A 25,414-nucleotide genomic window follows, 5' to 3' on the forward strand; every position below is an offset into this window, starting at 1 on the left:
CCTGTCAGTCCATGAACCCCCGCTCGTTCAACGCATCGAACTTGCGCACACCGGAAACGTCGATGCGTTCGGCCCAGCCGCCGAGCACGGCCGTCACCGCCGGTTGCGCAAGGTGCGTGGCCAGTGCAGCCTCGTCACGCCAGCGTTCGAAGACCAGCACCGTCCCTGCTGCCGGATCATCGATGGCGAAGTGGTAGTTAAGGCACCCGTCCTCCTTCAGCGTCGGCTCGACCAGCCCGCGCAAGGTCGCGGCAAGGTCTTCGACGAGATCGGGAGCGGTCTTCAGGTGTCCGGCAAGAATGATCATCGTGAGGTTCCTCAGTTACCAGGCCGGCGCATCGCCGCCGGGGACGGCAGGGCCGGTCAGCCAGTCGCCGGTGATGCCGATGCGGATTTCGGAGCCCTTCGGCACTTCGGTCCCGGCATCGGGAGTGACAAACATGATCCGATTGGGTGCCCAGACCGAGCCGATGATCTCCTCCTCGTCCTCCGACAGCGTGACACCGGCGGCCGCGCACATCTCGCGCGCGCGCTCACGCGTCTGGCCGCGCACTTCGGGGACGTAGGCCTTGGCCGGGTCCTCGTGCACCCTGAGCACGCGCGCCTTCTCGCGTTCTGCTTCCTCGGCAGCCAGCGTCTCGTCGAATTCGGGTCCGTGGTAGTCGATCTCCCAGTCGAACGAGATCATGTTCTCGAGGATGTCCGGCAGGAACGGCGTCATCCGCAAGTGCGACCAGTGCGACATGTAGCGCTCCATCGCCTCGTAGGTGTCTATGTCGCAGCAGTTGGCGAAGTCGAAATCGCCCGAGTGGAAGCGCGTGTGGACGACTTTGCCATGGCTGTAGTCACGCACCTCGCGGTTGAGATGCGACAATTTCTTCACCTCCTCGATGAAGAGGTCGATCTTGGCCGGATCGGCATCCTTCTTGAACTTGAGCATCACGACGTGACGGATCATCGGTCTCTCCCCTATCGCGCCCGCGCCGCGATTGGTTCGCGGGGACTCGGCGCTGCGGGAGAGAGACTAGCGCGGCGGGTTTCAGGCCATGCCTGTCAGATAAAACAGGTGCCAAAAAGCGCTCCTTACCTCCGGGCAACCGTTGCGCATCCGTCCGATTGCGTATCAAATCATTGCTACACCTCCTCCTCCAGTTGACGCGGGAGCCGGGCGGGTGTGTGCAAAATCCGCAGAGGCATATCGGCACCGTGCGGCCGGGCGGTATGCTGCAGGAGAGGATCAAGAGGTGGCCCGTCCCTTCGCGCCGCGTTTCGCGGTCTATGTCGCACTGGTGTTCATGCTGCTCGGCGTGCTGCAACTGGCTGCCAGCCTCGTGTTCTACCAGTCGATCGACCGGCAGACGCTGAACGAGGACCACGCGCGCCGCATCGGCGAACTGCTCGTCGTCAGCGACCGCATCCACTCCGCCGATCCACGCCTGACCGCGCCGACCATGAGCACGCGCCACCTCGCCGCCGCCGTCGGCAATACGCCCAGCGTGGCGACCGCCACGACTGACGAATCCCTCATCCGCATCGAGCGGCGCATCATCGAGTGGGAGCCTTCGCTGGGCGGGCGTTCGCTGCGGCTGGCCATGCAGGGGCCGCCGGGAGGCAAGTGCGATCTCGTCGGCGCGATCCGGCTGGCGGACGGGCACTGGCTCAACTTCCGCTCACGCGATATCAACGCGATGTGGCCGGTAGCGCTGCGGGCGACGGTGCTGACGCTTGCGACGACGGTGGCCTTCCTCGCCATCGGCCTCGTCGCGCTACACGTGCTGACCCGCCCGCTGCGCCGCATGAGCGATGCCGCCGACGCCATCGGCCGGGGCCGGCAAGTGGTCATCGCCGAGGGTGGCACCCCGGACTTGCGCCAGCTCGCCCACTCCATGAACCTCATGCAGGAGCGCATCGCGCGGCTGCTGCAGGATCAGGCCAGGTCGTTCGAGGCGATCAGCCACGACTTGCGCACGCCGCTCTCGCGCCAGAAGGTCGCGGCGGAACTCATCGACGATGCCGAACTGGGCGGGGTGATCCTTGCCAGCGTCGATGAAATGGAAGCCCTGCTCGCCTCGCTGCAGCGCTTCCTGCGCGCGCAGCACCTCGACGCCCAGCCCGAAACGCTGGACCTCACCGAAGTGGTCGCGCACGTGCTGCATCCTTACGGGACGCGCGCCCGCTTCGACGCCTCCGTCCCCACCCTCGCCCGGACCTTCCGCGAGCCGGTGGAACTGGCGCTGGCGGCGTTGGTGGAGAACGCCATCCAGTTCGGCGGCGAGGCTCAGGTCGCCGTGCTCCGCCACGAAGGGCACTGGCGCATCGAGATCGCCGATTCCGGGCCGGGCATCCCTTCCGCCTATTTCGAGGCGATCCTCGACCCGTTCTTCCGCCTCGACGCGGCGCGGGCGCGGGACACCAAGGGCTTCGGTCTCGGCATCCCGACCGCGCACCGGCTGATGGCGCGCTTCGACGGCCAACTCTCCTTCGCCGCCGCGCCCGAAGGCGGCCTGATCGCGCGCCTGGACGTGCCCCAGCCGCCGATGGGTTGACGCGCGCCCTTTCGTCATTGCGAGCGCAGCGAAGCAATCCAAGGCGGCGTAGTGCTGCCCTGGATTGCTTCGCTGCGCTCGCAATGACGAAGAGTTGGACGGGAAGGTTTGCCACTAGTCTTCGTGCGCTCGTACGGATAACGCAAGGCCGACGCAGCAGCCGGGAACAACCCGCCGCAAGACGCAAGGCCAAGGAGAGCGACCTGTGAACTGGTGGACTATCGACGAAACCCATGACCCTGCCCGCAAGAGCTGGGTTGAAAGCGCCGAAGGCCACCGCGACTTCCCGGTCCAGAACCTGCCTTTCAGTGTGTTCTCCACCTCAGAAGAGACACCGACGCGGATCGGTGTTGCAATCGGCGACCAGATCCTGAACATCCGTGCACTGGCCACAGCAGGCCTCGTCCCCGCAAACCTCGCCGAAATCTGCAGCGATGCGGACATGGCCCGCCTGCTGGCCATCCCCGCGCAAGACCGCCGCGCCCTGCGCCATGCCCTCTCCGACCTGCTCTGCGACGAAACCCGCCGCCCGGTCATCGAGCCCATGCTGCACCCGGTCGAAGCCTGCATGCCGCACCTGCCGACACGCATCGGCGACTACACCGACTTCTATGTCGGTATCCATCACGCCAACAACATCGGCCGCCAGTTCCGCCCGGACAACCCGCTGCTGCCCAACTACAAGCACGTGCCGATCGGCTATCACGGCCGCGCGTCCTCGATCCGTCCCTCGGGTGTTCCGGTCGTGCGCCCCACCGGCCAGCGCAAGCCGCCCGAGGCCGATGCGCCGATCTTCGCGCCGACTGCAAGGCTCGACTACGAACTGGAAATGGGCGTCTGGATCGGCAGCGGCAACGACCTCGGCGAGCCCGTGCCGATCACCGATGCTGCGCAGCATATCGCCGGTTTCTGCCTGCTCAACGACTGGTCCGCGCGCGACGTGCAAGGCTGGGAGTACCAGCCGCTCGGCCCGTTCCTGTCGAAGAACTTTCACTCGACGATCTCGCCATGGGTCGTCATGCCCGAAGCCCTTGCGCCCTTCCGCGTGGCCCAGCCGCCCCGACCTGAAGGCGACCCGCAGCCCCTGCCCTATCTGTCTGACGCGGATGATCAGGCCCACGGCGCGCTGGGCGTTATGCTGCAGGTCCACCTGACCACGCAGGCCATGCGCAAGGCCGGGCTTCCGCCCCATCGCCTCAGCCAAGGCCCGGCGACCAACATGTACTGGACGGTGAACCAGATGGTCGCGCACCATGCATCCAATGGCTGCAACCTGACGCCCGGCGACCTGCTCGGCACCGGCACGATTTCCGCTCCCGAGCGAGAGGGTTTCGGCAGCCTCATGGAATTGTCGCAGGGCGGCAAGTCGCCCCTCACCTTGGCCAGTGGCGAGACCCGCACGTTCCTGGAGGACGGCGACGAAATCTCCATCACCGCCACCGCCGCCGCAGAGGGCTTCGTTTCCATAGGTTTCGGAGAATGCCGCGCCCGCATCCTTCCGGCACGCTGAAACCAACACTTGCGCCCACCCCTGCCTCCCGGTATCCGCCGGGGACAAGATCGCGCCGGTGCCCCGCAAGGGGCTTAAAAGGGAAGGCGGTGGGAACGGTTCGCCGTTCGAATCCGCAGCTGTCCCTGCAACTGTAAGCGGCGAGCGCGATGCACATCGCTTCCCCCCTCACCGTGCGGGGAGGCAGCCACTGAGGCCGGACGCTGCGACATGCGAGGCTTCGGGAAGGCCGTGCATCAAGCTGTGACCCGCGAGCCAGGAGACCTGCCGGCGTCTGGTCGCTCTTGCCTTGGTCCAGGGGATGGCCGCGGCACGGTTCACCGTCTGAGCGACGACACGCATGCGGCTTAGGGGCCGCAGCGGAGCAGGTCGCCGGGCGTCTTCGCGCCTGTCCGTCGCCCCTGCCCCGCGCCGGCGCGAAAGCGCCGGTACGCCCCGCCGCGAGAAGTCGCCGGCGCGGGAGTTGAGAGCCTTGAGCAAAGTACCCACCACCGTCATCACCGGCTTCCTCGGCGCCGGCAAGACCACGCTGATCCGCCACCTGCTGCAGAACGCGAAGGGCCGCCGCCTCGCCCTCGTCATCAACGAGTTCGGCGACGTCGGCGTCGACAGCGAACTGGTCAAGGGTTGCAACGACGAGGCCTGCCCCGAGGACGATATCCTCGAACTCGCCAACGGCTGCATCTGCTGCACCGTGGCCGACGACTTCCTGCCGACGATGCAGAAGCTGCTCGACCGCGAGACCCCGCCCGACCACATCATCATCGAGACTTCGGGCCTCGCGCTGCCCAAGCCGCTGGTGAAGGCCTTCCAGTGGCCGGACATCCGCACCCGCGCGACGGTGGACGGCGTGATCGCCCTGATCGATGCCGATGCCGTCGCCGCCGGTCGCTTCGCTACGGACGAGGAAGCCCTCGCCGCCGCCCGCGCCGCCGATCCCAACCTCGACCACGACAGCCCGCTCGAGGAACTGTTCGAGGAACAGCTGGGCTGCGCCGACATGGTGGTGCTCAACAAGACCGACCTCGTCGATGCGGACGTGCTGGCCGAAGTCGAGAAGACCGTCGCCGCTGAGACGCGCCCCGGCGTCAAGATCGTGCGCGCGGACCACGGCGCGGTGGACATCGCCGCGCTGCTCGGCATCGTCGCGGCCGCCGAGGACGACCTCGACAGCCGCAAGTCGCATATCGACGGCCTCGACGACGATCACGACCATGACGACTTCGACACCTTCATCCTGAACGGCGGCGAAGTGGCGGACCTCGACGCGCTGCTGGCGGGCCTGAAGGACCAGATCGCCGCGCACGACGTGTTGCGCGTGAAGGGCATGGTCGCGCTGGCGGGCAAGCCCAGCCGCCTCGTGCTGCAGGGCGTCGGCCCGCGCATCCAGCACTTCTTCGACCGCGCGTGGAAGCCCGAAGAACCGCGCCGCACGCAGTTGGTGGTGATCGGCCAGAAGGGGCTCGATCAGGCCGCCATCGAAGCCGCGCTGGCAGGCGTGCTGGGTTCGGTCCCGGCGTGATTCCTTCTCTCTCCCTTCGTCATTGCGAGCGGCGCAGCCGCGCGGCAATCCAGAGCCGCGCGAACCGCCCTGGATTGCTTCGCTGCGCTCGCAATGACGAGCGGTGGGGAAGCGGACGGGCGTTGAACGAAGACCTCCGGCTCTACCCCCTCCTTCGTCATTGCGAACCCGCGCAGCGGGTGAAGCAATCCAGGGCGGTTAGCTCTGCCGTCAGCCCGGCGAGCGCCGCCTGATGCACCTGCTTTCCGCCACCCCGGGCACGATCTCCAACGGCGAGGAGGCGATCGACCTCGACCAGCCGCCGGGCGACATCGTCATCCTGACGGTGGCGGACAGCGAACTCGCCTGCTTCGCCAAGGCAGCGGCAGGGCTGCCGGAGGGCGCGCCCAGCGTCCGCCTCGCCAACCTGCTGCAGTTGCGGCACCCGTATTCGGTCGATCTCTACGTCGAGAAGGTGATCGCCCACGCAAAATTCGTGTGCGTGGTGCTGCTCGGCGGCAAGAGCTACTGGCCCTACGGCATCGACGAAATCGCCCTGATCGCCCGCGAGAAGGGCATCGCCTTCGCGGCCATCGCCGACGGGCGAGAGGATGATCCGACGCTGACGGTCGCCTCCACCCTCCCCGCCGAGACGGTCGAGCACCTCCGCGACTATCTGCGGCAGGGGGGCAGCGCCAATGCCCTCTCGTTCCTGCGCACCGCCGCGCGGCTGATCGGCGAGGATTCCGGCCAGCCCGACGACCCGGTGCCGGTGGCCGACGCGGGGCTCTACGTGCAAGGCGTGGACCGGCCGAGCTTGGCCGACTTGCGCGCATCATGGCGTCCCGACGCCCCCGTCGTGCTGCTGGTATTCTACCGCGCGCTGATGATCGCGGGCACGCTCGACGCCGTGGACGCGATGGTCGCCGCATTGCAGGCTCGCGGGTTCAACGTCGCCGCCGTCCATGTCCGGGCGCTGCGGGAGCCTTTCGCCATCGACCGGCTCGGCGGCCTGATGACCGAGATTGCGCCCGACGTGATCGTCAATGCCACCAGCTTCGCCTCCTCTTCCTCGGGCGAGCCGCGCGTCGGCGGGGTTCTCGAACGCGCCGACTGCCCGATCCTGCAGGTCGCTTTCGCGGGTGTCGAGGAAGCGGACTGGCAGGCCGCCGCACGCGGCCTCGGCCCGCGCGATCTGGCTATGAACGTGGCGCTGCCCGAACTCGACGGCCGCCTGTTCACCCGCGCCGTCGCCTTCAAGGCGGCCGAACGCTTCGACGAAGTGACGAAGTGCGGCATCGTCGTCCCCCGCGTCGCGCCGGACCGGGTGGCGTTCGTCGCCCACCTCGCCGCCAACTGGGCGAGCCTGCGCCGCACCGCGCCCGCGCAGCGCAAGGTGGCGCTGGTGCTGGCGAACTATCCCAATCGCGACGGGCGGATCGGTAACGGCGTCGGCCTCGACACGCCCGCCAGCGCGGCCTCGATCCTCTCCAGCCTTCGTGCCGCCGGATACGATACCGGCGGCGCGCCCGAGGACGGGCAGGCGCTGATGCGGCTGATGACCGGCGGGGTGACCAACGACTTGACCTCGCTGGATCGACCCGGCGAGATTTCGCTGCCGCTGGCCGACTACGAAGCCGCCTTCGCCGAGGTGCCCGAAGGCGCGCGCGCGAAGATGCTGGAGCGCTGGGGCCTACCCTCTGCCGATCCGTTCGTAAAAGACGGCGCGTTCCGCCTTGCCGTCCACCGCTTCGGCAATGTCTGCGTCGCCGTGCAACCGGCGCGCGGGTACAACATCGACGCCAAGGAAACCTACCACGACCCGGCGCTGCCGCCGCCGCACGCCTACCTCGCCTTCCACGTCTGGCTGGAGCGCAAGTTCGGCGCGCAGGCGCTGGTGCATGTGGGCAAGCACGGCAACCTCGAATGGCTGCCCGGCAAGGCGATCTCGCTCTCGGCCGAGTGCTTCCCGGAGATCTGCGCCGGGCCGCTGCCGCAACTCTATCCCTTCATCGTCAACGACCCCGGCGAGGGCACGCAGGCCAAGCGCCGCATCGGCGCGGTAATCGTCGACCACCTGACCCCGCCCCTCACCCGCGCCGAAAGCTATGGCCCGCTCAAGCATCTCGAAGCGCTGGTGGACGAATACTACCTCGCTGCCGGGATGGACCCGCGCCGTCTGGAGCGGCTGAGGAGGGACATCATCGACCTCGCCCGCTCGCAGGGGCTGGACAAGGACGCCGGAGCCGAGGGTGACGGCGACGATGCGCTGTCGGCGATCGACAACTATCTGTGCGAACTCAAGGAACTGCAGATCCGCGACGGGCTGCATGTCTTCGGGCAATCGCCGGAGGGGCGCTTGCGGCGCGATCTTCTGGTGGCGCTGGCGAGAACGCCGCGCGGGTATGACGGGCCGGGGCAAGCCTCGCTGCTGCGGGCGATGGCCGAGGATTTCGCCCTGGGGTTCGACCCGCTCGACTGCCATATGGCGGACCGCTGGGATGGCCCGAGGCCGGAGGCGCTGGCGGCGGTTTCGGGTGAGCCCTGGCGCACGCTCGGCGATACTGTGGAGCGGCTGGAACTGCTGGCCGCGGAATGGGTATCCCGTCGTCCCGGACTTGATCCGGGACCGCTGGCCGTGAACAGCCTACTCATCGGCGCGCCCGGCAAGGTCCCGCCCCAAGTTTTGCCAGCGGTCCCGGATCAAGTCCGGGACGACGACCTGCCGCGCACCGCCGCCGTCCTCCACGCCATCGCCGCCGACCTCGCCCCGCGCGTGGACGCCTGCGGCCCCGCTGAAAGCGCCGCCCTGCTCGCAGGGCTCGACGGCCGCTTCGTCCTGCCCGGACCCTCTGGCGCCCCCACGCGCGGCCGCCCGGACGTGCTGCCCACCGGGCGCAACTTCTACTCGGTCGACACCCGCGCGGTGCCCACCGCCGTCGCCTGGGATCTCGGCCAGCGCTCCGCAGAGCTGCTGGTGGAGGACTACCTCCAGCGAGAGGGCGAATACCCGCGCGCCATCGCCCTTTCCGCATGGGGCACCGCCAACATGCGCACCGGCGGCGACGACATCGCGCAGGCCCTCGCGCTGATGGGCGTGCGGCCGCGATGGGAGTGGACCTCGGGCCGCGTCACCGGCTTCGAGATGATGACGCTGGCGGAGCTGGGCCGCCCGCGCGTGGACGTGACCTTGCGCGTCTCCGGCTTCTTTCGCGACGCCTTTCCCGAGCAGATGGACCTGATCGACAGCGCCGCCCGCGCCGTCATGGCGCTGGAGGAAAGCGAAGAGGACAATCCCGCCGCCGCCCGCCACCGCGCCGAAACCGCGATGCTCGCAGCGCAAGGCCAGGACGAGACCGTCGCCACCCGCCGCGCCGGAGCCCGCGTGTTCGGCTCCAAGCCGGGGGCTTACGGCGCCGGCCTTCAGGCCATGATCGACGAGAAGCTGTGGCACGAGCGCGCCGACCTCGCGCAGGTCTACCTCGACTGGGGCAGCTACGCCTATGGCGCGGGCGTCGAGGGCGATGCCGAACGCGATCTCTACGCCGCGCGGCTGACCCAGGCCGACGCGGTGGTCCAGAACCAGGACAACCGCGAGCACGACCTGCTCGACAGCGACGATTACTACCAGTTCGAGGGCGGCATCGCCGCGGCGGTCGAGCACCTGAAGGGCCGCGCGCCGGTCAGCTACCACAACGATCACTCGCGCCCCGAACGCCCGGTCATCCGCACGCTGGCGGACGAAATCGGCCGCATCGTAAGGGGCCGCGTGACCAATCCCAAATGGATCGCGGGCGTCATGCGCCACGGCTACAAGGGCGCGTTCGAGATCGCCGCCTCGGTGGACTACCTCTTCGCCTTCGCCGCGACGACCAGCGCGGTGAAGGACCACCACTTCGACGCCGTCCACGCCGCCTTCATCGAGGATGAGGCGGTGCGTGACTTCATGGCGCAGGCCAACCCCGCCGCGCTTCGCGAAACCGCCGCGCGGCTGGCCGAGGCGCTGGAGCGCGGCCTCTGGAAACCCCGATCGAACAGCGCGGGCCTGCTGCTCGCCCAAGTCTCAGGAGCATGATGATGGCCGAACGCACCGACGAACAGCACGCCGAGAAGATGAAGAAGAAGCAGGCCGCGCATGACCGCATCATGGCGGGCAAAACCGTGGAAAAGGGCCTGCTGATCGTCAACACCGGCAAGGGCAAGGGCAAGACCACCGCCGCGCTCGGCATGGTGGTGCGCATGATCGGCCACGGCAGGAAGGTGGGCGTCGTCCAGTTCGTGAAGGGCGCGATGACCACCGGCGAGAAGGCCGTCTTCGATGCCTTCCCCGACAACGTCGAGTTCAAGGCCATGGGCGAAGGCTTCACCTGGAACACCCAGGACCGCGCCCGCGACATCGCCCTCGCCCGCGAGGCGTGGGACGAGGTGAAGCGCATGGTCGCCGATCCGGCCTACGACATGGTGCTGGCCGATGAGCTGAACATCGTGCTGCGCTATGACTACCTGCCGCTTGAGGAAGTGCTCGAAGTGCTGACCGCGCGTGCGGAGATGAAGCACGTCGTGGTGACTGGGCGCAATGCGCCGCAGGGGCTGATCGACGCGGCGGATCTCGTGACGGAGATGACGCTTGTGAAGCACCCCTTCCGCGAGCAGGGCGTGAAGGCGCAGACGGGGATCGAGTTCTGATGATCCGCCCCGTTCGCGGAAAGGGTGCGTTTCCCGGCTGGGGCTTCGACAAGCTCAGCCTGAGCGGGATTAGAGGTGACCTCTCAAAACCGCTCAGGCTGAGCTTGTCGAAGCCCCCTGCGGCGCAAGCTGACAGCCGGACTGTGCACCGCCAGCAGTCCCAGCCTGCGCTGGGATGACGATGTAGTGCTGCCCACCTTCTCCCCTCGCTTCCGCGAAGACCTCGCCGCTCTGCTCGCATGGCGGCGCGACGTGCGGCATTTCCGGCAGGATCCGTTGGACGAGAGTCTCGTCGCCGACCTGCTCGCCACCGCGCAACTGGCGCCCTCGGTCGGCAATTCGCAGCCCTGGCGCTTCGTGCGCGTGCGCTCTCCCGCCTTGCGCGAAGTGCTCGCCGCGCATGCCGATGCCGAAGTCTCCCGCGCGGGCGACACCGCCTACGAGGGCGAGCGCCACGCCGCTTACACCGCGCTGAAACTCCACGCGCTCGACCACGCCCCCGAAGTCATCGCGGTGTTCTGCGACGAGGCCACCCCCATCGGCATGGGCCTTGGCGCGGCGACGATGCCGCAGACGCGCGAGTGGTCGGTGGTCATGGCGATCCACACGCTGTGGCTCGCCGCGCGGGCGCAAGGGCTCGGCCTCGGCTGGGTGTCGATCGTCAAACCGGAAACGGTCACCGACCTGCTGGAAACGCCGCCCTCCTGGCGCTTCGTCGCCCTGCTCTGCCTCGGCTATCCCGAGGAACCGGACGACGTACCCGAACTCGAACGCAAGGGCTGGCAGGCCCGGCTCGACGGACACGCGCATGTCAGCGCGCGTTGACGCCTTTCGCCAGCGCCCGCGCCGCCTTGACGTAGGCGGGGCCGCCGCAGACCGTCCAGGCCTGCGGAATGGCGACGCGCGGAATGCCGTCCAGCACCGGGTGGTGCATCATCGCCGTGCCCTGATCGACCACCTTGTCGGTCGCGGCATCGACCACGATCACGTCGGGACGCGCGGCCGCCAGTTCCTCGATCCCCATCTGCGAGAGCGCGGGCTTGCCCAGCTTGCCCGCAAGGTTGGTCACGCCCACGCGGGTCATCAGGTCGTCGATCAGCGTGCCGGTGCCGGTGAGATAACCGCGCCGCTGCCAGTACGCGGCGACGATCTTGCCCTTGGGGCCTTTCCGCGCGCGCGGGATATGCGCAAGGTCGCGCTCCATGCCCGCGATCAGGGCCTCGCCGCGCTCGGGATGGCCGACCGCGAGCGCCACCTTGCGGATCGACGCGAGGATCGCGTCGTAGCCATCGGCGGACTTGAGATCGACGGCGGGATAACGCGTCTTGAGCGCCTTGATCGCGGGGTTGCGCCGCGCGGGCATGCCGACGACGAGGTCCGGGTTTATCGCCATGATCTCCTCCGCCGCGCCGCGCAGGATCGGCAGGCCCTTCGCCCGTGCCGCCTCGGCCGACATGGCGGAATCGGCGGCATAGCGAGTGAGCCCGGCGATCTGCTCGCGGTCGGCCAGCGCCAGCACCAGCTGATCGGCGCACAAGTTCAGCGAGACGATCCGCTTCGGAGCCGCTACAGGCCCCCTCGATACAGGGGGAGACGACGCGGAAACGCCGCAGACCGCAGCCAGTCCGAGCAAAGCTACCGAAGCCGAACGAAGAGTAGTCGAAAGCGCCATATGCGCGTTTCCATAGCAACACGACCCCGGGACACAAGCGTGACGGGGAGCCGATCCAGCCAGAGGTGCTCGTGCCCGAAATTCCCGTCCTGCGCGCTCGTAACCGGGCGCTGATTCCGCTTCTCCTGCTGGGTATCGCCTTGGTGGCGATCGCCTCACTCATGCTGGGCGCGGTGCCGATCCCGACGGCGCGGCTGGTCGATGCTGCGCTAGGCCAAGGTGATCCGGTGGTGCGCGCGATCCTGCTCGAACTGCGCCTGCCTCGCACGCTGGTGGCGCTGATGGTCGGCGGGATGCTCGGCCTCGCGGGAGCCGCGCTGCAGGGGTACTTGCGCAATCCGCTGGCGGAGCCTTCGGTGCTCGGTGCGTCGAACTCGGCGGCGCTGGGCGCGGTCGCGGCGATCTACTTCGGCATCGGCGATTACAGCCCCGCCGTGCTGCCGCTGCTTGCGATCCTCGCCGCGCTGGCAAGCCTCGCGCTGCTGTTCGTGCTCGCGGGCCGGGCCGAGGGGCCGCTGGCGCTGATCCTTGCGGGCATCGCCGTCTCGACGCTCGCGGGCGCGGGGATCAGCCTGGCGCTCAACCTCTCGCCCAATCCTTTCGCGGCGATGGAGATCATGGCCTGGCTGCTCGGCTCGATCGAGAACCGGGCGATGGACCACGTCTGGATCGCCCTGCCCTGCATCGTCGTCGGCGCGGCGCTGCTGCTGTGGGACGGGCGCGCGCTCGACGCGCTGTCGCTGGGAGAGGACGGGGCGCGCTCGCTCGGCGTGGACCTGACGCGCACGCGCGCGCGGCTGCTGCTGGGCGTCGCCATCGGCGTGGGCGGCGCCGTGGCGGTGTCGGGATCGGTCGGCTTCGTCGGGCTGATCGTGCCGCATCTGGTGCGCCCGCTGACCGACCGCAGCCCTTCCGCCGTGCTGCTGCCCTCGTTCCTCGGCGGCGCGGTGCTGCTCACCGGCGCCGATATTCTGGTGCGGCTGATCCCGACCGCGGGCGAGTTGAAGCTGGGCGTGGTGACGGCGTTCCTCGGCGTCCCCGTCTTCCTTGTCCATCTGCTGAAGGAGCGCCGCCTGTGGTGACCGTGACCCTCAATGGCCTCTCCGTGGACCTGCGCGACCGCGCGGTGCTGCACGGGATCAGCGCCACGCTGCGCCCCGGCGAACTGACCGGGATCATCGGCCCCAACGGCGCGGGCAAGTCGACGCTGGTGCGCGCGCTGCTCGGGCTGATCCCGGCGACGCGGGGCGCGGTCGAGATCGACGGGCACGACATCGCGCGGATGACGCCGAAGGCGCTGGCGCGGCTGGTCAGTTACCTGCCGCAGGGACAGGCGCTGCACTGGCCGCTCAGCGTCGAGCGACTGGTGGCGCTGGGCCGCCTGCCCGGGCTCGGCCCGATGTCGCGGCTGGGCGCGGACGACCTCGCCGCCGTTCATGCCGCCATGGAGCGGGCAGACGTGCTGCACCTTGCCGGGCGCACCGCCACCGAGCTTTCGGGCGGAGAGCGGGCGCGGGTGATGCTGGCGCGGGCGCTGGCGGTGGGCGCGCCGGGACTGGTCGCGGACGAACCGCTCGCCGCGCTCGATCCGGGGCATCAGATCGACGTGATGGAACTGCTTGCCGCCGAGGCGCGCAGCGGGGCGCTGGTGGTGACCGTGCTGCACGACCTGACGATGGCGGCACGGTACTGCAAGCGGCTGCTGCTGGTCGATCGCGGCATGCTGGTGGCGCAAGGCTCGCCGCAGGAGGTCTTGACGAGCGACCGGCTACGCGAGGTCTACGGCGTGACCGGGCGGATCGAGTTCGGCGGCGGCTCGGCGATGGTGGTGCCGCTGGAGCGGGTTTGAACCACCTCCCAGGGGCACCACGCCTCGTCATTGCGAGCGTAGCGAAGCAATCCAGGGCAGTTGAGCGCCGCCCTGGATTGCTTCGCTACGCTCGCAATGACGAAACTTGGGGCCTAGCGCGCGAAAGCCTTCACCTCCGCCAGACGGATCGCGCGGCCTTTTGCCGGAATCATCGACACGCGCAACTTCCCGGTCTCGACCGCAGGCCACGTCACCCGCGTCACCCCGTTGGCAAGCGGCTTCACCGGCGCGCCGACCTGCTGCCAGCGACCCTCGCGCCAGACCTCGACACTCACGCTGCGAGGTGCAGCAAAGCGTGCAGCATCGGCGAAGAACGCCAGCTCGGCGCTGCCCAGCGAAACCGCCTTGCCGAAGTCCAGCGCATACCACTGCGCCTTGCCCGAGGCGTCCGAGTCCCAGCCATTCGGCAGTTCCGGGTAGAACCACGCGCGGCCATCGACCGCATCGTGCAGCTTCTCCGCATCGGTGCCGGACGAGGCGCTGGCCTTGGGGAAACCGCTGCGCACGAGTTGCACCGCAAGGTTTTCCTCACGCACGATCGGCGCGTTGGCCTTGCGCATCACGGGCACCTCGATCCGGCCGAGGTCGGCGCGGCGGGCCACTTCGGCCCCGTCCACCATGACGGCGAGGCCCTTGCCATAGCGCGTGCCCTTCGCGTCCCATGTCACCGAGACTTCGTGCCCGTGGTACGGCACCCGCTCGATGCGGAACCAGTCGAGGCCCTGCTGCAGCGGATTGACCTCCAGCACGTCGTCGCTGCGCGGGCGGATGCCGACGAGGCCGGTCAGGATCAGGTCGATGTAGCCCGAGTGGAAGTAGTGGTGGCTGCGGTCCAGCCCGACGATCGGCTTGCCGGTCTCCGGGTCGTAGTCTTCTTCCAGATCGAGCTTGTCGCCCTGATAATGCAGCGCCGTATACTGGCGCAGCATCGCCATCCAGTCGGCGCGGGAAATGGGACCGTGCGCCTCGTAATGGTCGAGCAGATTGGCCATCGCGGTCAGCACCTGCGTCGTCTGGTAGGGCCAGATCGGGCCGTTCCACTGGCACTCGGGGTCCGGGCCGAGGTAGCGGTACTGGCGCATGTAGTATTCGTAAGTCTTCTCGACGGTGCGCATCCCGGCCTTGCCCGCCAGCGATCCCGGGTCGGTCAGGTGCGCCCATGCTGCAGCATATTTCGCATCGTCGGGGACGAGATCGAACATCCACGGCAGGTAGCCAACGAGTTCGCGATTGCGGATCGGCTCCCAGTATTTGACGTGTTCGTTGGTAATCTGGTGGCGGTCGATGAAATGCTGCAGCTTCGGGTTCCACAAGTCCGCCAGCACGCGCGCCTTCAAGGCCTCGGCGCGGGCGGCGTATTCCTTCGCCATCGCCGCGTCGCCCGCCATCTGCGCCATGCGCGACAAGGCGCGGGCATTGGCGAACATGTAGGCATTGACCGAAGGCCGGAACGCATCGCCGCCCCGGAACCCGTCCTTGCCGCCCGAGGCGTCGATCGAGGACACCGTGTACTCGGTCGCGTCCAGCAGCGGTTCGACGAAGTAGAGGCCCTTGTCGAAGTCGAACTTCTCGTCCCACAGGCGGTAGACGTGTCGCATCGTCTTCAGGTGCGCGAGCAATGCCTCTCGGTCGCCGTCGACCAGGTAGCGGCCCCATACCGAGTCCGCCATGTGGTCGGTGAAATGGCGGTCGTTGCCGCCCTCGTACATAAAGTTGATGTAGTCGTCGGTGAAGCGCCGGTCGTTCAGCCAGCGCCCTTCCGCGATGTGGAAGCCGCTCGAGTCGTTGAGGCTGGCGTAGGGTTCGCGCTGCCAGTCGACGTCGTCGGCGAACTCGGTGGTGATGTAGCCCTGCTTGCCGAGATCGCGCTGGTGCGCGCGGTACAGGCCCCAGCGGTAGTAGTAGACTGCGTCGATCTTCGCGTCCGAGGATTCGAAAAAGGGAATGCGCCCCTCGTACCATGCCGCGTCGTTGCCGTAGCGGGCCTCGGCGATGGCCTCGTGGTCCATCGGCGGACTGGCGGCGGCGGCAAGCAGCGCCATGAAGGGGAGCGCCGCGAGGGCCAGTTTCTTGCGCACGTCAACGGTCCTTCCGTGAACGGCCCAAGCTGAGGGGGCTTCGACAAGCTCAGCCTGAGCGGGATTTAAAGACCTGCTCTCAAACCCGCTCAGGCTGAGCTTGTCGAAGCCCCCGCCTGAAGACACTGTCAGGCACAGTCAAATGGACGGCCGCGCGAGGCCGGAGTGTTGGGAGAGGAAGGATCCCCGGCCCCGCGCGGCCGCCCTGAGCCGGCCCCGGCGCGCAGAATGGCAAGCGCACCGGGATCGGCCGAAGTGGCAATTACTTGAACGTGAAGCGCGCACCCACCGCGAACGTGCGGGCCAGCTGCAGAGTACCCAGGTTGAACTGCTCGGCGTTACCCGCGCTGCCGTACTTGTAGTAGTTCTGCTGCTTCGACTTGGTGAGGTTCACCGCGTCGAAGGTGATGCCGACGTTGTCCATGACGTTCAGCGTCAGCTGGAAGTCGAGGCTCTTTTCCGACTTGTACCACACGCCGATCGGGTTGGCGAAGAGGCGCGCCTCGTTGTTGTGCAGGAAGCCCTTGCGCCAGATGTACGACAGGCGCGCGCTGACCGGGCCGTGATCGTAGGCCAGCGTCGCATTGTACGACAGCTTCGAGACGTTGAAGAACGGCGACTGCGTCTGGGTGATGTTGCCCAGTTCGTCCGCCTCGGGAATGTTCTGGCTCGAGTCCAGAACGGTCAGGCTGCCCTGGAAGCCGAGGCCGTCGAGCAGGCCGGGGAAGTAGGTCGGGTAGTACGTCAGGCCCACTTCCACGCCCTTGAGCACGCCGTCAGAGGCGTTCACCGGACGGGTGACCGAGAAGTAGTCGGTCGCGCCCGCCTCGATCCCGTTGTTCGGGATGTAGTCCATCGAGGTCAGCGGCACCACCAGTCCGCTGATCTCGCGGCGGAAGGCGGTGACGGTGATCGCGCTGTTGCGTTCGAAGTACCATTCCAGCGCAAGGTCGAAGTTCTTCGAATGCGTGGGCTTCAGGCTGGCGTTGCCGACCGTGCCGCTGCCGTAGCCGACATTGGTGAGGTCGCCGGTCAGCGCATAGGTCGGGTTGATGTCGCCGAAGTTCGGGCGACGCAGCGTCTCGCCGTAGTTGAAGCGCACACGCAGGTTCGGCTCGATCTCGTACCGGGCAGTGAAGCTCGGCAGGAACTTCTCCGACTGGCTGCCGCCGCGCGTCAGGGCGCCGCCGTTGTAGCGGTCGTAGAAGTTCGAGTTGGTCACCACCGAAACGAAGCGCACGCCGCCCTGGATATCCAGCGGACGCCCGAAGATCGTCAACTGGCCGTCCGCAAGCAGGTAGCCCGACATCGTGGTTTCCTCGATGTCGAAAGTCTTCGCCAGCGAGAGCGCGTCCGAGGTCGGCAGGCCATAGAGACCGCGCACGTAATCGGCGTTGTCATGCAGCCAGTAGCCGTTAGCCAGCGTCCAGCTGCGCGGCACGTCGGCGACGCCCGACATGAAGTCGGAGTTGGTGAAGGCCGCATCCTCACCCAGCGAGGCGAGGCTGACGCCGAGGTTGTTGGCGCTCTGGGTGCGGGTATAGCTGGTGGCGGTGCGACGGTCGATGCGCAGGCCCGCCTTGATGCGGCGCAGGAAGCCCTCGTCCCAGGTATAGTAGCCGTCGAGGCTGCCGGTGATGGCATCGCCCTTGTTGCGGTCGGCGTTGTCGTAGAGCTGCGCGACGTTCCACAGGCTGGTGTCGTTCAGCTGCGAATCGTCATTGAAGTGGTACGAAGGCACGCCACCACCGGCGTTGAAATCGACGTTGATCTGGTCGGCCACGCGGTCGGTGCGCATGGCGATGAACGAAGACTTGTTCACGCTGGTCTGGTACGCGACGTCGCCGATGATCTTGCCGCGATCGCCCAGATCCCATTTGCCGTTCAGGGCATAGACGTAGCTGTCGGTGCTGCTCTTGGTGTAGTCACCCGAGTTGAAGCCGTAGACGCTGTTGGCAGTACGCGACTTCACGATGTTGGTGCCGTCGTAAAGCGTGGGCGACTGCGGATCGGCCCAGTAGTCGACGAAGCTGAACTGCAGCGAGTTGAAGGTCTCGCCGCGAAAACCGGCGTAGAACACTTCGGCGGTGTAGACCGAACTGGAGTTCGGCGCCCACTGCAGCGCGGCGTTGAACGAGGGACGTTCACGCTTGCCGTAGAGGTCCGACGAGAACACCGCATCGCGTGAGAGGTAGTACGGGGTATCGACGCCATTGATGTTCAGCGTCGAGCCCGGCGCGGTCGAAAGACCGGCGTTGAGGCCGGGCGTCCAGTTCTCGTTGTCGGGACCGGGGAAGATGCGCTCCAGCGGCGACAGGCCCGTGCCGTCGGCCGGGTTCTCGGTGGCGAACGGCACCAGCGCGCCTGCCGTCGTCGACATGTTGCGGTACTTGGTGCGGCTCCACGAACCGTTCACCAGCAGGCCGATGTCGCCGATGCCGGTTTCCCAGCGGTTGGACACCAGCAGCGCGGCGTTCGGGTTGTAGCTGTCCGCCTGCTCGTTGTAGATGCCGCGCACGAGGCCCGAGATCGCGAAGCCGTCGAAATCGAACGGGCGGCGGGTCTGGACGTCGATCTGGCCGGCAAGGCCAGTCTCGATCTGGTCGGCCGAGCGGGTCTTGAAGACGTCGACCTGCTTGACGAGGTTCGCCGAGATATCCTGCAGCGCGAACGACTGGCCCGCGGCGGTGAAGATGTTGCGGCCGTTGAGCGTGGTCAGCGGATCGGCAAGGCCACGGATCGTGACGGTGCCCGCCTCGCCGCCGGCGCGGTCGGTCACCTGCACGCCAGTGACGCGCTGCAGCGCCTCCACCACGTTGTTGTCAGGCAGCTTGCCGACGTCCTCGGCGACGATCGAGTCGACGATCTGGACGCTGTTCTTGCGCACGTTGAGCGCGCCGACGATCGAGGCGCGCACGCCGGTGACGATGATGTCCTCGGCGCTCGCATCATCGGCGGCGGCCTGAGGCGCGGCATCCTGAGGCGCAGCGTCCTGGGCCTGCGCCACGGTAGCAAGGCCGAGTGCGAGAACGGATGCGGTGCAGAATGCAAATGGCTTGAGCGCCATGGATCAACCCTCCCATGGGGGCTGGCCGATTACCATGCCCCGATAAACTGTGGCGCCTGATTATTAGTCGGACTATTTAGGCGCAAGCGGAAAATGCATTGCTCCGACAAAAAGGGCGGGGACATGTGGCATATGAGGCGCACCTTGGCGGCATCTCCTGAACGTGCTGGCCGATTTCCACCCAATTAATCAGACAATAAGCCTCCCCCTATCGATCGCCATCGCGAGCGAAGCGAAGCAATCCAGGGCAGTGTTGCGCCGCTCTGGATTGCTTCGCTTCGCTCGCAATGACGAGATGGAGGGTGACCGGCTCGTGGCGCTCCGATCACCCCATGGCCTCAATCCGCCAGCCAGGCCACGCTGGCGTCGTAGTCGTCGGCAAGCACCACCCGGTCGCCCGAATGCGCGAGCGCCCTGCCCTCGTAAGCCACCGAGGCGAAGCGCACGGTGCCGGTGGCGGGGCCGACCTCGCGGCGGAAGCGGTCCTCGGCGGCGACGTCGCTGACCACGTCGCGCGGGGCGAGGCGCACCGCTCCGTCGGGCCCGGCGGCCAGGCACAGTTCGGGCCGCAGGATCGGCACGAGCTGCACGGTGCCCTCGCCCGCCTCGATCGAACGGAACTGGGTCTGCGGCAGCGGGGCATCGCTCACCGAAAGGGTCATGCCGTCGCAGGCCATCCGCACGGTGCGACGCACGGCCGGGATGAAGCGCTCGGGGATCGCGCCGTTGCCCACCGGCACGCCGAAGTCGGGCACACCGTCCGCATCGTAATAGATGCGCTGGATGCGAGTGTGGCGGTCAGGGTTGAACAGTGGGTCGCCTTCGATCTTCTCGTAGTCGCGGCCGTGGTAGACGAGGATGTCGCGGCCCTCTTCGTCCACGGTGAAGCTGTTGTGGCCGGGGCCGTAGACCGAGGTTTCACGGCAGGTTTCAAAGACTGGCCGGGGAGACTTCACCCAGTTGCGCGGGTCCATGATGTTCGCGGTCTCGTCCACGCTGAGCAGGCCCATGCAGTAGCGCGCATCGGTGGCGCTGGCCGAGTAGGTCATGAACAGGCGGCCGTTGCGGTTGAGGAAGGCCGAGCCCTCATTGACCTTGAAGCCGCGCACTTCCCAGTCGAGCGTCGGCACCGTCAGCCGCGCAGGCGCGGAAGCCAGCGTCAGCGCGTCCTTCATCGGTGCGATGTAGACGTTGGAATTGGTCTCGATCCCCGGCTCGCGCTGCGCCCACGAGAAGTAGCGCACGCCCCGATGCGTGAAGATCGTCGAGTCGAGGTTGAAGCTGTCCCACGGCGCCTTGAACTCGCCGAGGACGGACCAGTTGCCGGTCATCGGATCGGGTCCATCGCAGACCACGGCGAAAGTGCGGATGCGGAACACGTCCTCGCCGCCGCCGCTGGGACCGGCCGCGAAGTAGACGATCCACTTGCCGTCGACATAATGCAGTTCCGGCGCCCACAGGAAGCCCGACATCGGCCCGCTCGCCTCATGCCGCCAGAGCACCCTCTCCTCGGCATCGGTCAGGCCCGCCAGCGTCTTGGAACGACGCAGCGCGAGGCGGTCGTACTCGGGCACCGAGCCCATCGCGTAGTACCAGCCGTCGTCGTGGCGGAAGATCTGGGTGTCGGCGCGCTGCTTGATGAGCGGGTTGGTCGCCAACGGCGCCTGCGGTGATTTCGAGGTGCCGATCACGCTCTTGCCCGGCGCGGTGCAGGCGATCGGAAGCAGCGATGCGCCGATGCCAAGACTGGTGGCGAAGCTGCGGCGCGACAGGGGGAAGTTCATCATGGCCTCTCCGGCGGTTCTGGTGCGTTGTGGTAGCGTTAGGGGTACGTTAGGTGCCGCTCAGTGCCACCCGAAAAAGACGCCCCGGCCAAGTATCGATAGGCGGCCGGGGCGTATTCAGGTGGGTGTTCTCAGTATTCGGCGACAGGCCAGCCGTCCGCGTCCCAGCGCAGCGGCGCGATGCGCAGCGTGGGCCGGCCGTCGGCTTCCTTGTCGTAGGCGTGGTAGACGAGGTAGGTCGTGCCGTCCTTGTCGGTGAACGCTCCGGCATGGCCAGGCCCGCGGAAACGCTGCTTTTCCTGCAGGTCGGAGCGCAGCAGGATGGTCCCCTCGCCCTCCATCATCGAGCTGCCGTCACGGCCCAGATACGGGCCGGTGATCTTTTTCGAGCGGCCGACGACGGTGTAATACGTCGAGTTCACGCCCTTGCAGCAATAGTCGTAGGACGCGATCAGGAAGTACCAGCCGCCGTGGGGAATGATGAACGGCGCCTCTACCGGCGCCGCCGCTCCCGCGGGTGCGCGGCGGCGTGCGATCGAGTACGGCTCGGTGCCGGGCACGACCTTGCCGGTCTTCGCATCGAGCGGGAACAGCTTGAGACCGCTCCAGAAACTGCCGAGCGACAGCCACTGGCGCCCCTGTGCATCGACGACGAAATTGGGATCGATGGCGTTGAAGTCATCGTCCTTCGTGGACATGACGACAAGGCCATGATCCTGCCATTTCGCCTTTGCGCCGAGGGTTTTCGAGGTCGCCAGCCCGATCGCCGAACGGTTCGACCCGAAGGTCGAGACCGAATAGTAAAGCCGGTATTCGCCGTTCACATACGAAATATCCGGTGCCCATATACCTTCGGTTCCGGGCACAGCATCTTTCGCCCACGCCGGTATTTCGGAGAACACCGAACCGGCATCCTTCCAGACCTTCAGGTCGGTCGAGGTCTTGATACCGATATACTTGCCCACGGTGCTGAACACGTAATACGTGTCCCCCTCGTGGATGATGACCGGATCATGCACGACAAGGTCGCCGGAAAGCTGCGAATTCAGCGTCCCGGCCCCTTTCTCGCCGACCTGCTGGGCGCTCGCAGCACCGGCAAGAGCCAGCACCGCGAGACCGATCAGGACCGCCCTCATCACTGCAGTTCCAGCACCACCACCGACTTCGCCGGCAGCGTCACGACCAGCTGGCCGCCCTGCACGCTCGCCCCGGTAAAGGCGGCGGGCTTGACGACGTCAGGCGCGTCGAAAGTGTTGTGCGAATTGATCGCCGAAGCCGTCAGAATCCGGCCGGAAACCGCCGAAGCGCTGACGCCGTCCAGCTTGATCGTCACCGTGTTCGACTGGTTCGGATCGAGGTTCGACAGCGCGACATGCACCTTGCCGTCCTTCGCCTTCACCGCCGAGCCGCTGACCGCAGGCATGGTGAACTCGTCCTTGGAATACCACGGCGACTTGATCTCGAGCGGCAGCACGGTCGCGTCCTGCCAGGGCTTGTACATCTCGAAGACGTGGTAGGTCGGGGTCAGCACCATCTTGCTGCCCTGCGTGAAGATCATCGCCTGGAGCACGTTCACCATCTGCGCGATGGCGGTCATGCGCACACGGTCGGCGTGCTTAGCAAAGATGTCGAGGTGCACAGAGGCGATCAGCGCATCACGCAAGGTGTTCTGCTGCCTCAGGAATCCGGGGTGCGTGCCCTCGTCCTGCGCGTACCACGAACCCCATTCGTCGACCGCGAGGAAGATGCGCTTATCGGGATCGTACTTGTCCATGATCGCCGAGTGCCTGGTGATCAGCTCGTCCATGTGCCGCGCACCGTTCAGCGCATCGGCCCAGCCATGCTCGTCGAAGTTCACCGCAGGCGCACGCGGGGGCCAGCCACCGGCGGGGTGGACGTAATAGTGCAGCGAAACGCCGTCGAGCTGGTTCGCCGCGACGCGCATCATCGTCTCGGTCCAGTTATAGTCATCGACGTTGGCGCCGGCCGCGACCTTCAGGATTTTGGTCCCGGCGGGCGGCTTGATGAAGGTGGCGTAGCGGCGCGTCTCGTCCGCCGCGAACTCGGGGCGCATGTTGCCGCCGCAGCCCCACAGCTCGTTGCCGACGCCGAAGTACTTGACCTTCCACGGTTCCTTGTGGCCATTCTTCGCGCGCTCATCCGCCAGCGAACCGGCGGGCGAGGTCATGTATTCCACCCATTCGGCCATCTCGCGCGGGGTGCCGTTGCCGACGTTGCCCGCGACGTAGGCCTCCGCGCCGACCTGGCGGATCAGCTCGAAGAACTCGTGCGTGCCGACCGCATTTGGCTCGGTCACGCCGCCCCAGTGGGTGTTGATCTTGACCGGGCGCTTGGCCTGCGGGCCGATGCCCTCACGCCAGTTGTACTCGTCGGCGAAGCAGCCGCCGGGCCAGCGGATCACCGGCACCGACAAGTCCTTCAGCGCCTTGACGACGTCGTTGCGGAAGCCGTTGGTGTTGGGAATCTTGCTGCCCTTGCCGACCCACAGGCCGCCGTAGATACCCTCGCCCAGATGCTCGGCGAACTGGGTGAAGACGTCCTTGTTGTAGACCGGGCCGGGCTTGTCGCCCTCGATCGTGGCGGTGGTGGGCTGGCCCCCGGTATCGGCGGAAACGGGCGTGGAAAGCACCGTCGCTGCCATCAACATGGCGAGCGACGTACGGCGGAAGAACTTTGTCATTTCAGTCCCCTCCCTAGGGAATGGTCAATCGTGGAATTCGTCTACCAGCTTGCGGTGGCCGCGCAGGAATGCGTCGGCGACGAGGCGCAGCGGCGCCACGTCCACGTCGCTGCGGCCGCCCCGGATGAGGCTGGCGAAGCGCGCGTAGAGGCCCGGATATTCCATGTCCTCGGCATGCTCGGTGCCGCTCGGAAGCGTCAGCACCGCGCCGCCGTTGGCGAGCTTGAGGGTTCCTTCGTCCGTCTCGACGACGATGTCCCACGACTGCGGGCCGGTCTGGCGCCAGTCGAGGTCCATGTGGATCGGCGCGCCTGCGGTGTCGCGGAACTCGATGTCAGCGGCGATCGGTGCGGCGCGGTTGGCCGGGATTTCCAGCGTCGCACCCTGCAGGAACATCGGGCGCGGCAGGATGTGGGTGACGATCGAGAGCGCATTGATGCCCGGATCGAACACGCCAAGGCCGCCCGGCTCCCAGATCCAGGCCTGGCCCGGATGCCACACGCGCACGTCCTCGCGCCACACGATCGAGACCTTCTCGATTCTGCGGTCGGACAGCCACGCGCGCGCCGGAGCCACACCCGCCGCAAAGCGCGAGTGCCACGAGGCGAACAGCGTCGCGCCGACCTTCTCGGCGCGGCTTTCCAGCGCCACGACTTCGGACAGCGTCGCGCCCGGCGGCTTTTCGAGGAACACGTGCATGCCCTTCGACAGCGCCTGCACGGCCAGATCATAGCGCACCTGCGGCGGCGTGCAGAGCGCCACCGCATCGACCGCCGGGCCGTTCGCGATCAGTTCGTCGAGGCTCTTCGCGTGCGGCACGCCCTCGACGCCCGGATCACGCGGGCTGACGGTGGCGGCGAGGCTGAACGCCTTGTTCCCGGCGATGGCGGGAAGGTGCTGGTCGCGGGCGATCTTGCCCACGCCCACCACTGCAATGCGGATCGGGTCCACGATCAGAGCGCCTTCACCGCGAAGGCGCGTTCCGGAACGCGGACCAGCCTGTTGGCGACCGGCAGCGTGAAGGGTGCGGCCGAGATCTCGAACACGTCGCCTTCCTCAGTCTGCACGCCATCGCTGAACGAGAGCGTCGCGGTGCCGAAGAAGTGGACGTGGACGTCGCCTGCGCGGCGGAACAGGTCGTACTTGAAGTGGTGGTGCTCAAGGTTCGCGAAGGTGTGCGACATGTTGCCCTCGCCCGAGAGGAAGGGCTTTTCCCAGATCGTCTCGCCGTCCCGGATGACCTTGCTGGTGCCCTCGATATGCGAGGGCGGCGTGCCGAGCAGTAGCTCCGGACCCAGCGCGGCCTGACGCAGCTTGGAGTGGGCCAGCCACAGGTAGTTGTGACGCTCGGTAACGTGGTCCGAATACTCGTTGGCCAGCGCGAGGCCGAGGCGATAGGCAGTGCCGTCCTCGCCGATCAGGTAGATCCCTGCGAGCTCGGGCTCTTCGCCGCCGTCCTTGGCGAAGGCGGGCATTTCGAGATCGTCGGTCGGGCCGACGAGCTGCGAGCCGTCGCCCTTGTAGAACCATTCCGGCTGCTGGCCGACTTCGCCCGGCACGGGCTTGCCGCCTTCGAGGCCTTCCAGGAACATGCGCATGGAGTCGGTCGGCTTCTCTTCGGAAGCAGCCGCCTTGTGCATCTTGTCGCGGCCCTCGGCGGAACCGAGGTGAGTCAGGCCGGTGCCCGCGAGCAACAGGTGCGCGCCGTCCTCGTGGTCGATCGGCGCGAGCAGGCGGCCCGCGGCGAACTCGGCGGCGATGTCGACGGCTTCGCCCTGCCCGGCATCCTTGGCGGCCTCGGCAAGCGTCTGGCCCGCCGCGATCGCGCCGAGCGCGAGTTCACGCACCGAAGCGACGCCCGGCAGGAAATGCGCGGCATCACCGTCGGCGAGAATGACGGAACGAACGCCCTCGGCGCTCAGGTGCTGGAGCAGGCGAAGATAAGTCATGGGTACTCTCCCAAAGGCGGCGCGCTTCTTGAGAGCGCGCCGCCCGGATG

Annotated in this window: 18 protein-coding genes and 1 riboswitch; of the genes, 8 read left to right on the forward strand and 10 right to left on the reverse strand. The window is 67.3% G+C overall.

The features are described 5' to 3' along the window. Window positions 1-4: 4 nt before the first annotated feature. Both QRN25_RS05395 and QRN25_RS05400 read right to left on the reverse strand, forming a co-directional pair. The gene (locus QRN25_RS05395) at window positions 5-307 is read right to left on the reverse strand and encodes a putative quinol monooxygenase (RefSeq protein ID WP_285017847.1); all 303 of its coding nucleotides are present in this window, start codon (window positions 305-307) and stop codon (window positions 5-7) included. A gap of 15 nt (window positions 308-322) precedes the next feature. Further along, a complete protein-coding gene (locus QRN25_RS05400; protein ID WP_008830491.1) occupies window positions 323-958 on the reverse strand; it encodes a Dabb family protein in 636 nt (211 codons plus the stop codon). Between the two features lie 286 nt (window positions 959-1,244). Between QRN25_RS05400 and QRN25_RS05405 the strand changes: the two genes are divergently transcribed. The 6 genes from QRN25_RS05405 to bluB all read left to right on the forward strand — a co-directional run bounded on the left by QRN25_RS05405 (window position 1,245) and on the right by bluB (window position 11,068). Beyond that, entirely contained in the window at window positions 1,245-2,546 is a 1,302-nt protein-coding gene (locus tag QRN25_RS05405; RefSeq protein WP_285017848.1) for a sensor histidine kinase, read from the forward strand. Between the two features lie 205 nt (window positions 2,547-2,751). Further along, window positions 2,752-4,056: a fumarylacetoacetase gene (fahA, locus tag QRN25_RS05410; RefSeq protein ID WP_285017849.1), complete on the forward strand. Its 1,305-nt coding sequence runs from the start codon at window positions 2,752-2,754 to the stop codon at window positions 4,054-4,056. Window positions 4,057-4,100: 44 nt separating this feature from the next. Then, a riboswitch (cobalamin riboswitch) is annotated at window positions 4,101-4,342 on the forward strand. A 186-nt stretch (window positions 4,343-4,528) separates the two neighbouring features. Next, on the forward strand, window positions 4,529-5,578 hold the full coding sequence (gene cobW / locus QRN25_RS05415; RefSeq protein WP_285017851.1) for a cobalamin biosynthesis protein CobW: 1,050 nt from the start codon (window positions 4,529-4,531) through the stop codon (window positions 5,576-5,578). Window positions 5,579-5,810: 232 nt separating this feature from the next. Then, window positions 5,811-9,632: a cobaltochelatase subunit CobN gene (gene cobN / locus QRN25_RS05420; protein ID WP_285017852.1), complete on the forward strand. Its 3,822-nt coding sequence runs from the start codon at window positions 5,811-5,813 to the stop codon at window positions 9,630-9,632. 2 nt (window positions 9,633-9,634) lie between these two features. Then, window positions 9,635-10,243, forward strand: a complete 609-nt coding sequence (gene cobO / locus QRN25_RS05425) for a cob(I)yrinic acid a,c-diamide adenosyltransferase (RefSeq protein WP_211150118.1) — start codon at window positions 9,635-9,637, stop codon at window positions 10,241-10,243. 189 nt (window positions 10,244-10,432) lie between these two features. Then, complete coding sequence (gene bluB, locus QRN25_RS05430) at window positions 10,433-11,068, forward strand: 5,6-dimethylbenzimidazole synthase (RefSeq protein WP_285018300.1); 636 nt, start codon at window positions 10,433-10,435, stop codon at window positions 11,066-11,068. Here bluB and QRN25_RS05435 read toward each other — a convergent pair. Further along, window positions 11,055-11,915, reverse strand: coding sequence for an ABC transporter substrate-binding protein (locus QRN25_RS05435; protein WP_285017855.1), 861 nt, complete (start codon window positions 11,913-11,915; stop codon window positions 11,055-11,057). The two genes, bluB and QRN25_RS05435, sit on opposite strands and share 14 nt — an antisense overlap. A 71-nt stretch (window positions 11,916-11,986) precedes the next feature. Between QRN25_RS05435 and QRN25_RS05440 the strand changes: the two genes are divergently transcribed. Then, window positions 11,987-12,997 carry a FecCD family ABC transporter permease gene (locus QRN25_RS05440; protein WP_419198166.1) on the forward strand — a complete coding sequence of 337 codons (1,011 nt, stop codon included), beginning with the start codon at window positions 11,987-11,989 and terminating at the stop codon, window positions 12,995-12,997. Then, the gene (locus tag QRN25_RS05445; RefSeq protein WP_285017857.1) at window positions 12,991-13,764 is read left to right on the forward strand and encodes an ABC transporter ATP-binding protein; all 774 of its coding nucleotides are present in this window, start codon (window positions 12,991-12,993) and stop codon (window positions 13,762-13,764) included. The genes QRN25_RS05440 and QRN25_RS05445 overlap by 7 nt, the downstream gene beginning before the upstream one ends. A 113-nt stretch (window positions 13,765-13,877) precedes the next feature. On the opposite strand, the gene QRN25_RS05450 is transcribed toward QRN25_RS05445, so the two are convergent. The 7 genes from QRN25_RS05450 to araD1 all read right to left on the reverse strand — a co-directional run bounded on the left by QRN25_RS05450 (window position 13,878) and on the right by araD1 (window position 25,364). Continuing rightward, on the reverse strand, window positions 13,878-15,863 hold the full coding sequence (locus tag QRN25_RS05450; RefSeq protein WP_285017859.1) for an MGH1-like glycoside hydrolase domain-containing protein: 1,986 nt from the start codon (window positions 15,861-15,863) through the stop codon (window positions 13,878-13,880). 262 nt (window positions 15,864-16,125) lie between these two features. Beyond that, window positions 16,126-18,930 carry a TonB-dependent receptor gene (locus QRN25_RS05455; RefSeq protein ID WP_285017860.1) on the reverse strand — a complete coding sequence of 935 codons (2,805 nt, stop codon included), beginning with the start codon at window positions 18,928-18,930 and terminating at the stop codon, window positions 16,126-16,128. A gap of 338 nt (window positions 18,931-19,268) precedes the next feature. Next, the gene (locus QRN25_RS05460) at window positions 19,269-20,714 is read right to left on the reverse strand and encodes a glycoside hydrolase family 43 protein (RefSeq protein ID WP_285018304.1); all 1,446 of its coding nucleotides are present in this window, start codon (window positions 20,712-20,714) and stop codon (window positions 19,269-19,271) included. A 131-nt stretch (window positions 20,715-20,845) separates the two neighbouring features. Next, window positions 20,846-21,850: an arabinan endo-1,5-alpha-L-arabinosidase gene (locus QRN25_RS05465; RefSeq protein ID WP_285017861.1), complete on the reverse strand. Its 1,005-nt coding sequence runs from the start codon at window positions 21,848-21,850 to the stop codon at window positions 20,846-20,848. Beyond that, on the reverse strand, window positions 21,850-23,415 hold the full coding sequence (locus tag QRN25_RS05470) for an alpha-N-arabinofuranosidase (RefSeq protein WP_285017862.1): 1,566 nt from the start codon (window positions 23,413-23,415) through the stop codon (window positions 21,850-21,852). The genes QRN25_RS05465 and QRN25_RS05470 overlap by 1 nt, the downstream gene beginning before the upstream one ends. Window positions 23,416-23,439: 24 nt before the next feature. Continuing rightward, a complete protein-coding gene (locus tag QRN25_RS05475) occupies window positions 23,440-24,366 on the reverse strand; it encodes a Gfo/Idh/MocA family protein (protein WP_285017864.1) in 927 nt (308 codons plus the stop codon). 2 nt (window positions 24,367-24,368) lie between these two features. Next, window positions 24,369-25,364, reverse strand: coding sequence for an AraD1 family protein (gene araD1 / locus QRN25_RS05480; protein WP_285017865.1), 996 nt, complete (start codon window positions 25,362-25,364; stop codon window positions 24,369-24,371). Window positions 25,365-25,414: the final 50 nt, after the last annotated feature.

The organism is Novosphingobium sp. fls2-241-R2A-195, assembly GCF_030209485.1.
In the GTDB taxonomy this organism is placed as follows: Bacteria; Pseudomonadota; Alphaproteobacteria; order Sphingomonadales; family Sphingomonadaceae; genus Novosphingobium; species Novosphingobium resinovorum.

What these genes read in the sequence shown, in the direction of transcription:
- QRN25_RS05395 (WP_285017847.1), bottom strand. Translation starts at nt 307, where the DNA reads ATGATCATTCTTGCCGGACACCTGAAGACCGCTCCCGATCTCGTCGAA.
- QRN25_RS05400 (WP_008830491.1), bottom strand. Translation starts at nt 958, where the DNA reads ATGATCCGTCACGTCGTGATGCTCAAGTTCAAGAAGGATGCCGATCCG.
- cobN (WP_285017852.1), top strand. Translation starts at nt 5,811, where the DNA reads ATGCACCTGCTTTCCGCCACCCCGGGCACGATCTCCAACGGCGAGGAG.
- cobO (WP_211150118.1), top strand. Translation starts at nt 9,635, where the DNA reads ATGGCCGAACGCACCGACGAACAGCACGCCGAGAAGATGAAGAAGAAG.
- QRN25_RS05435 (WP_285017855.1), bottom strand. Translation starts at nt 11,915, where the DNA reads ATGGCGCTTTCGACTACTCTTCGTTCGGCTTCGGTAGCTTTGCTCGGA.
- QRN25_RS05455 (WP_285017860.1), bottom strand. Translation starts at nt 18,930, where the DNA reads ATGGCGCTCAAGCCATTTGCATTCTGCACCGCATCCGTTCTCGCACTC.
- QRN25_RS05460 (WP_285018304.1), bottom strand. Translation starts at nt 20,714, where the DNA reads ATGAACTTCCCCCTGTCGCGCCGCAGCTTCGCCACCAGTCTTGGCATC.
- QRN25_RS05465 (WP_285017861.1), bottom strand. Translation starts at nt 21,850, where the DNA reads ATGAGGGCGGTCCTGATCGGTCTCGCGGTGCTGGCTCTTGCCGGTGCT.
- QRN25_RS05470 (WP_285017862.1), bottom strand. Translation starts at nt 23,415, where the DNA reads ATGACAAAGTTCTTCCGCCGTACGTCGCTCGCCATGTTGATGGCAGCG.
- araD1 (WP_285017865.1), bottom strand. Translation starts at nt 25,364, where the DNA reads ATGACTTATCTTCGCCTGCTCCAGCACCTGAGCGCCGAGGGCGTTCGT.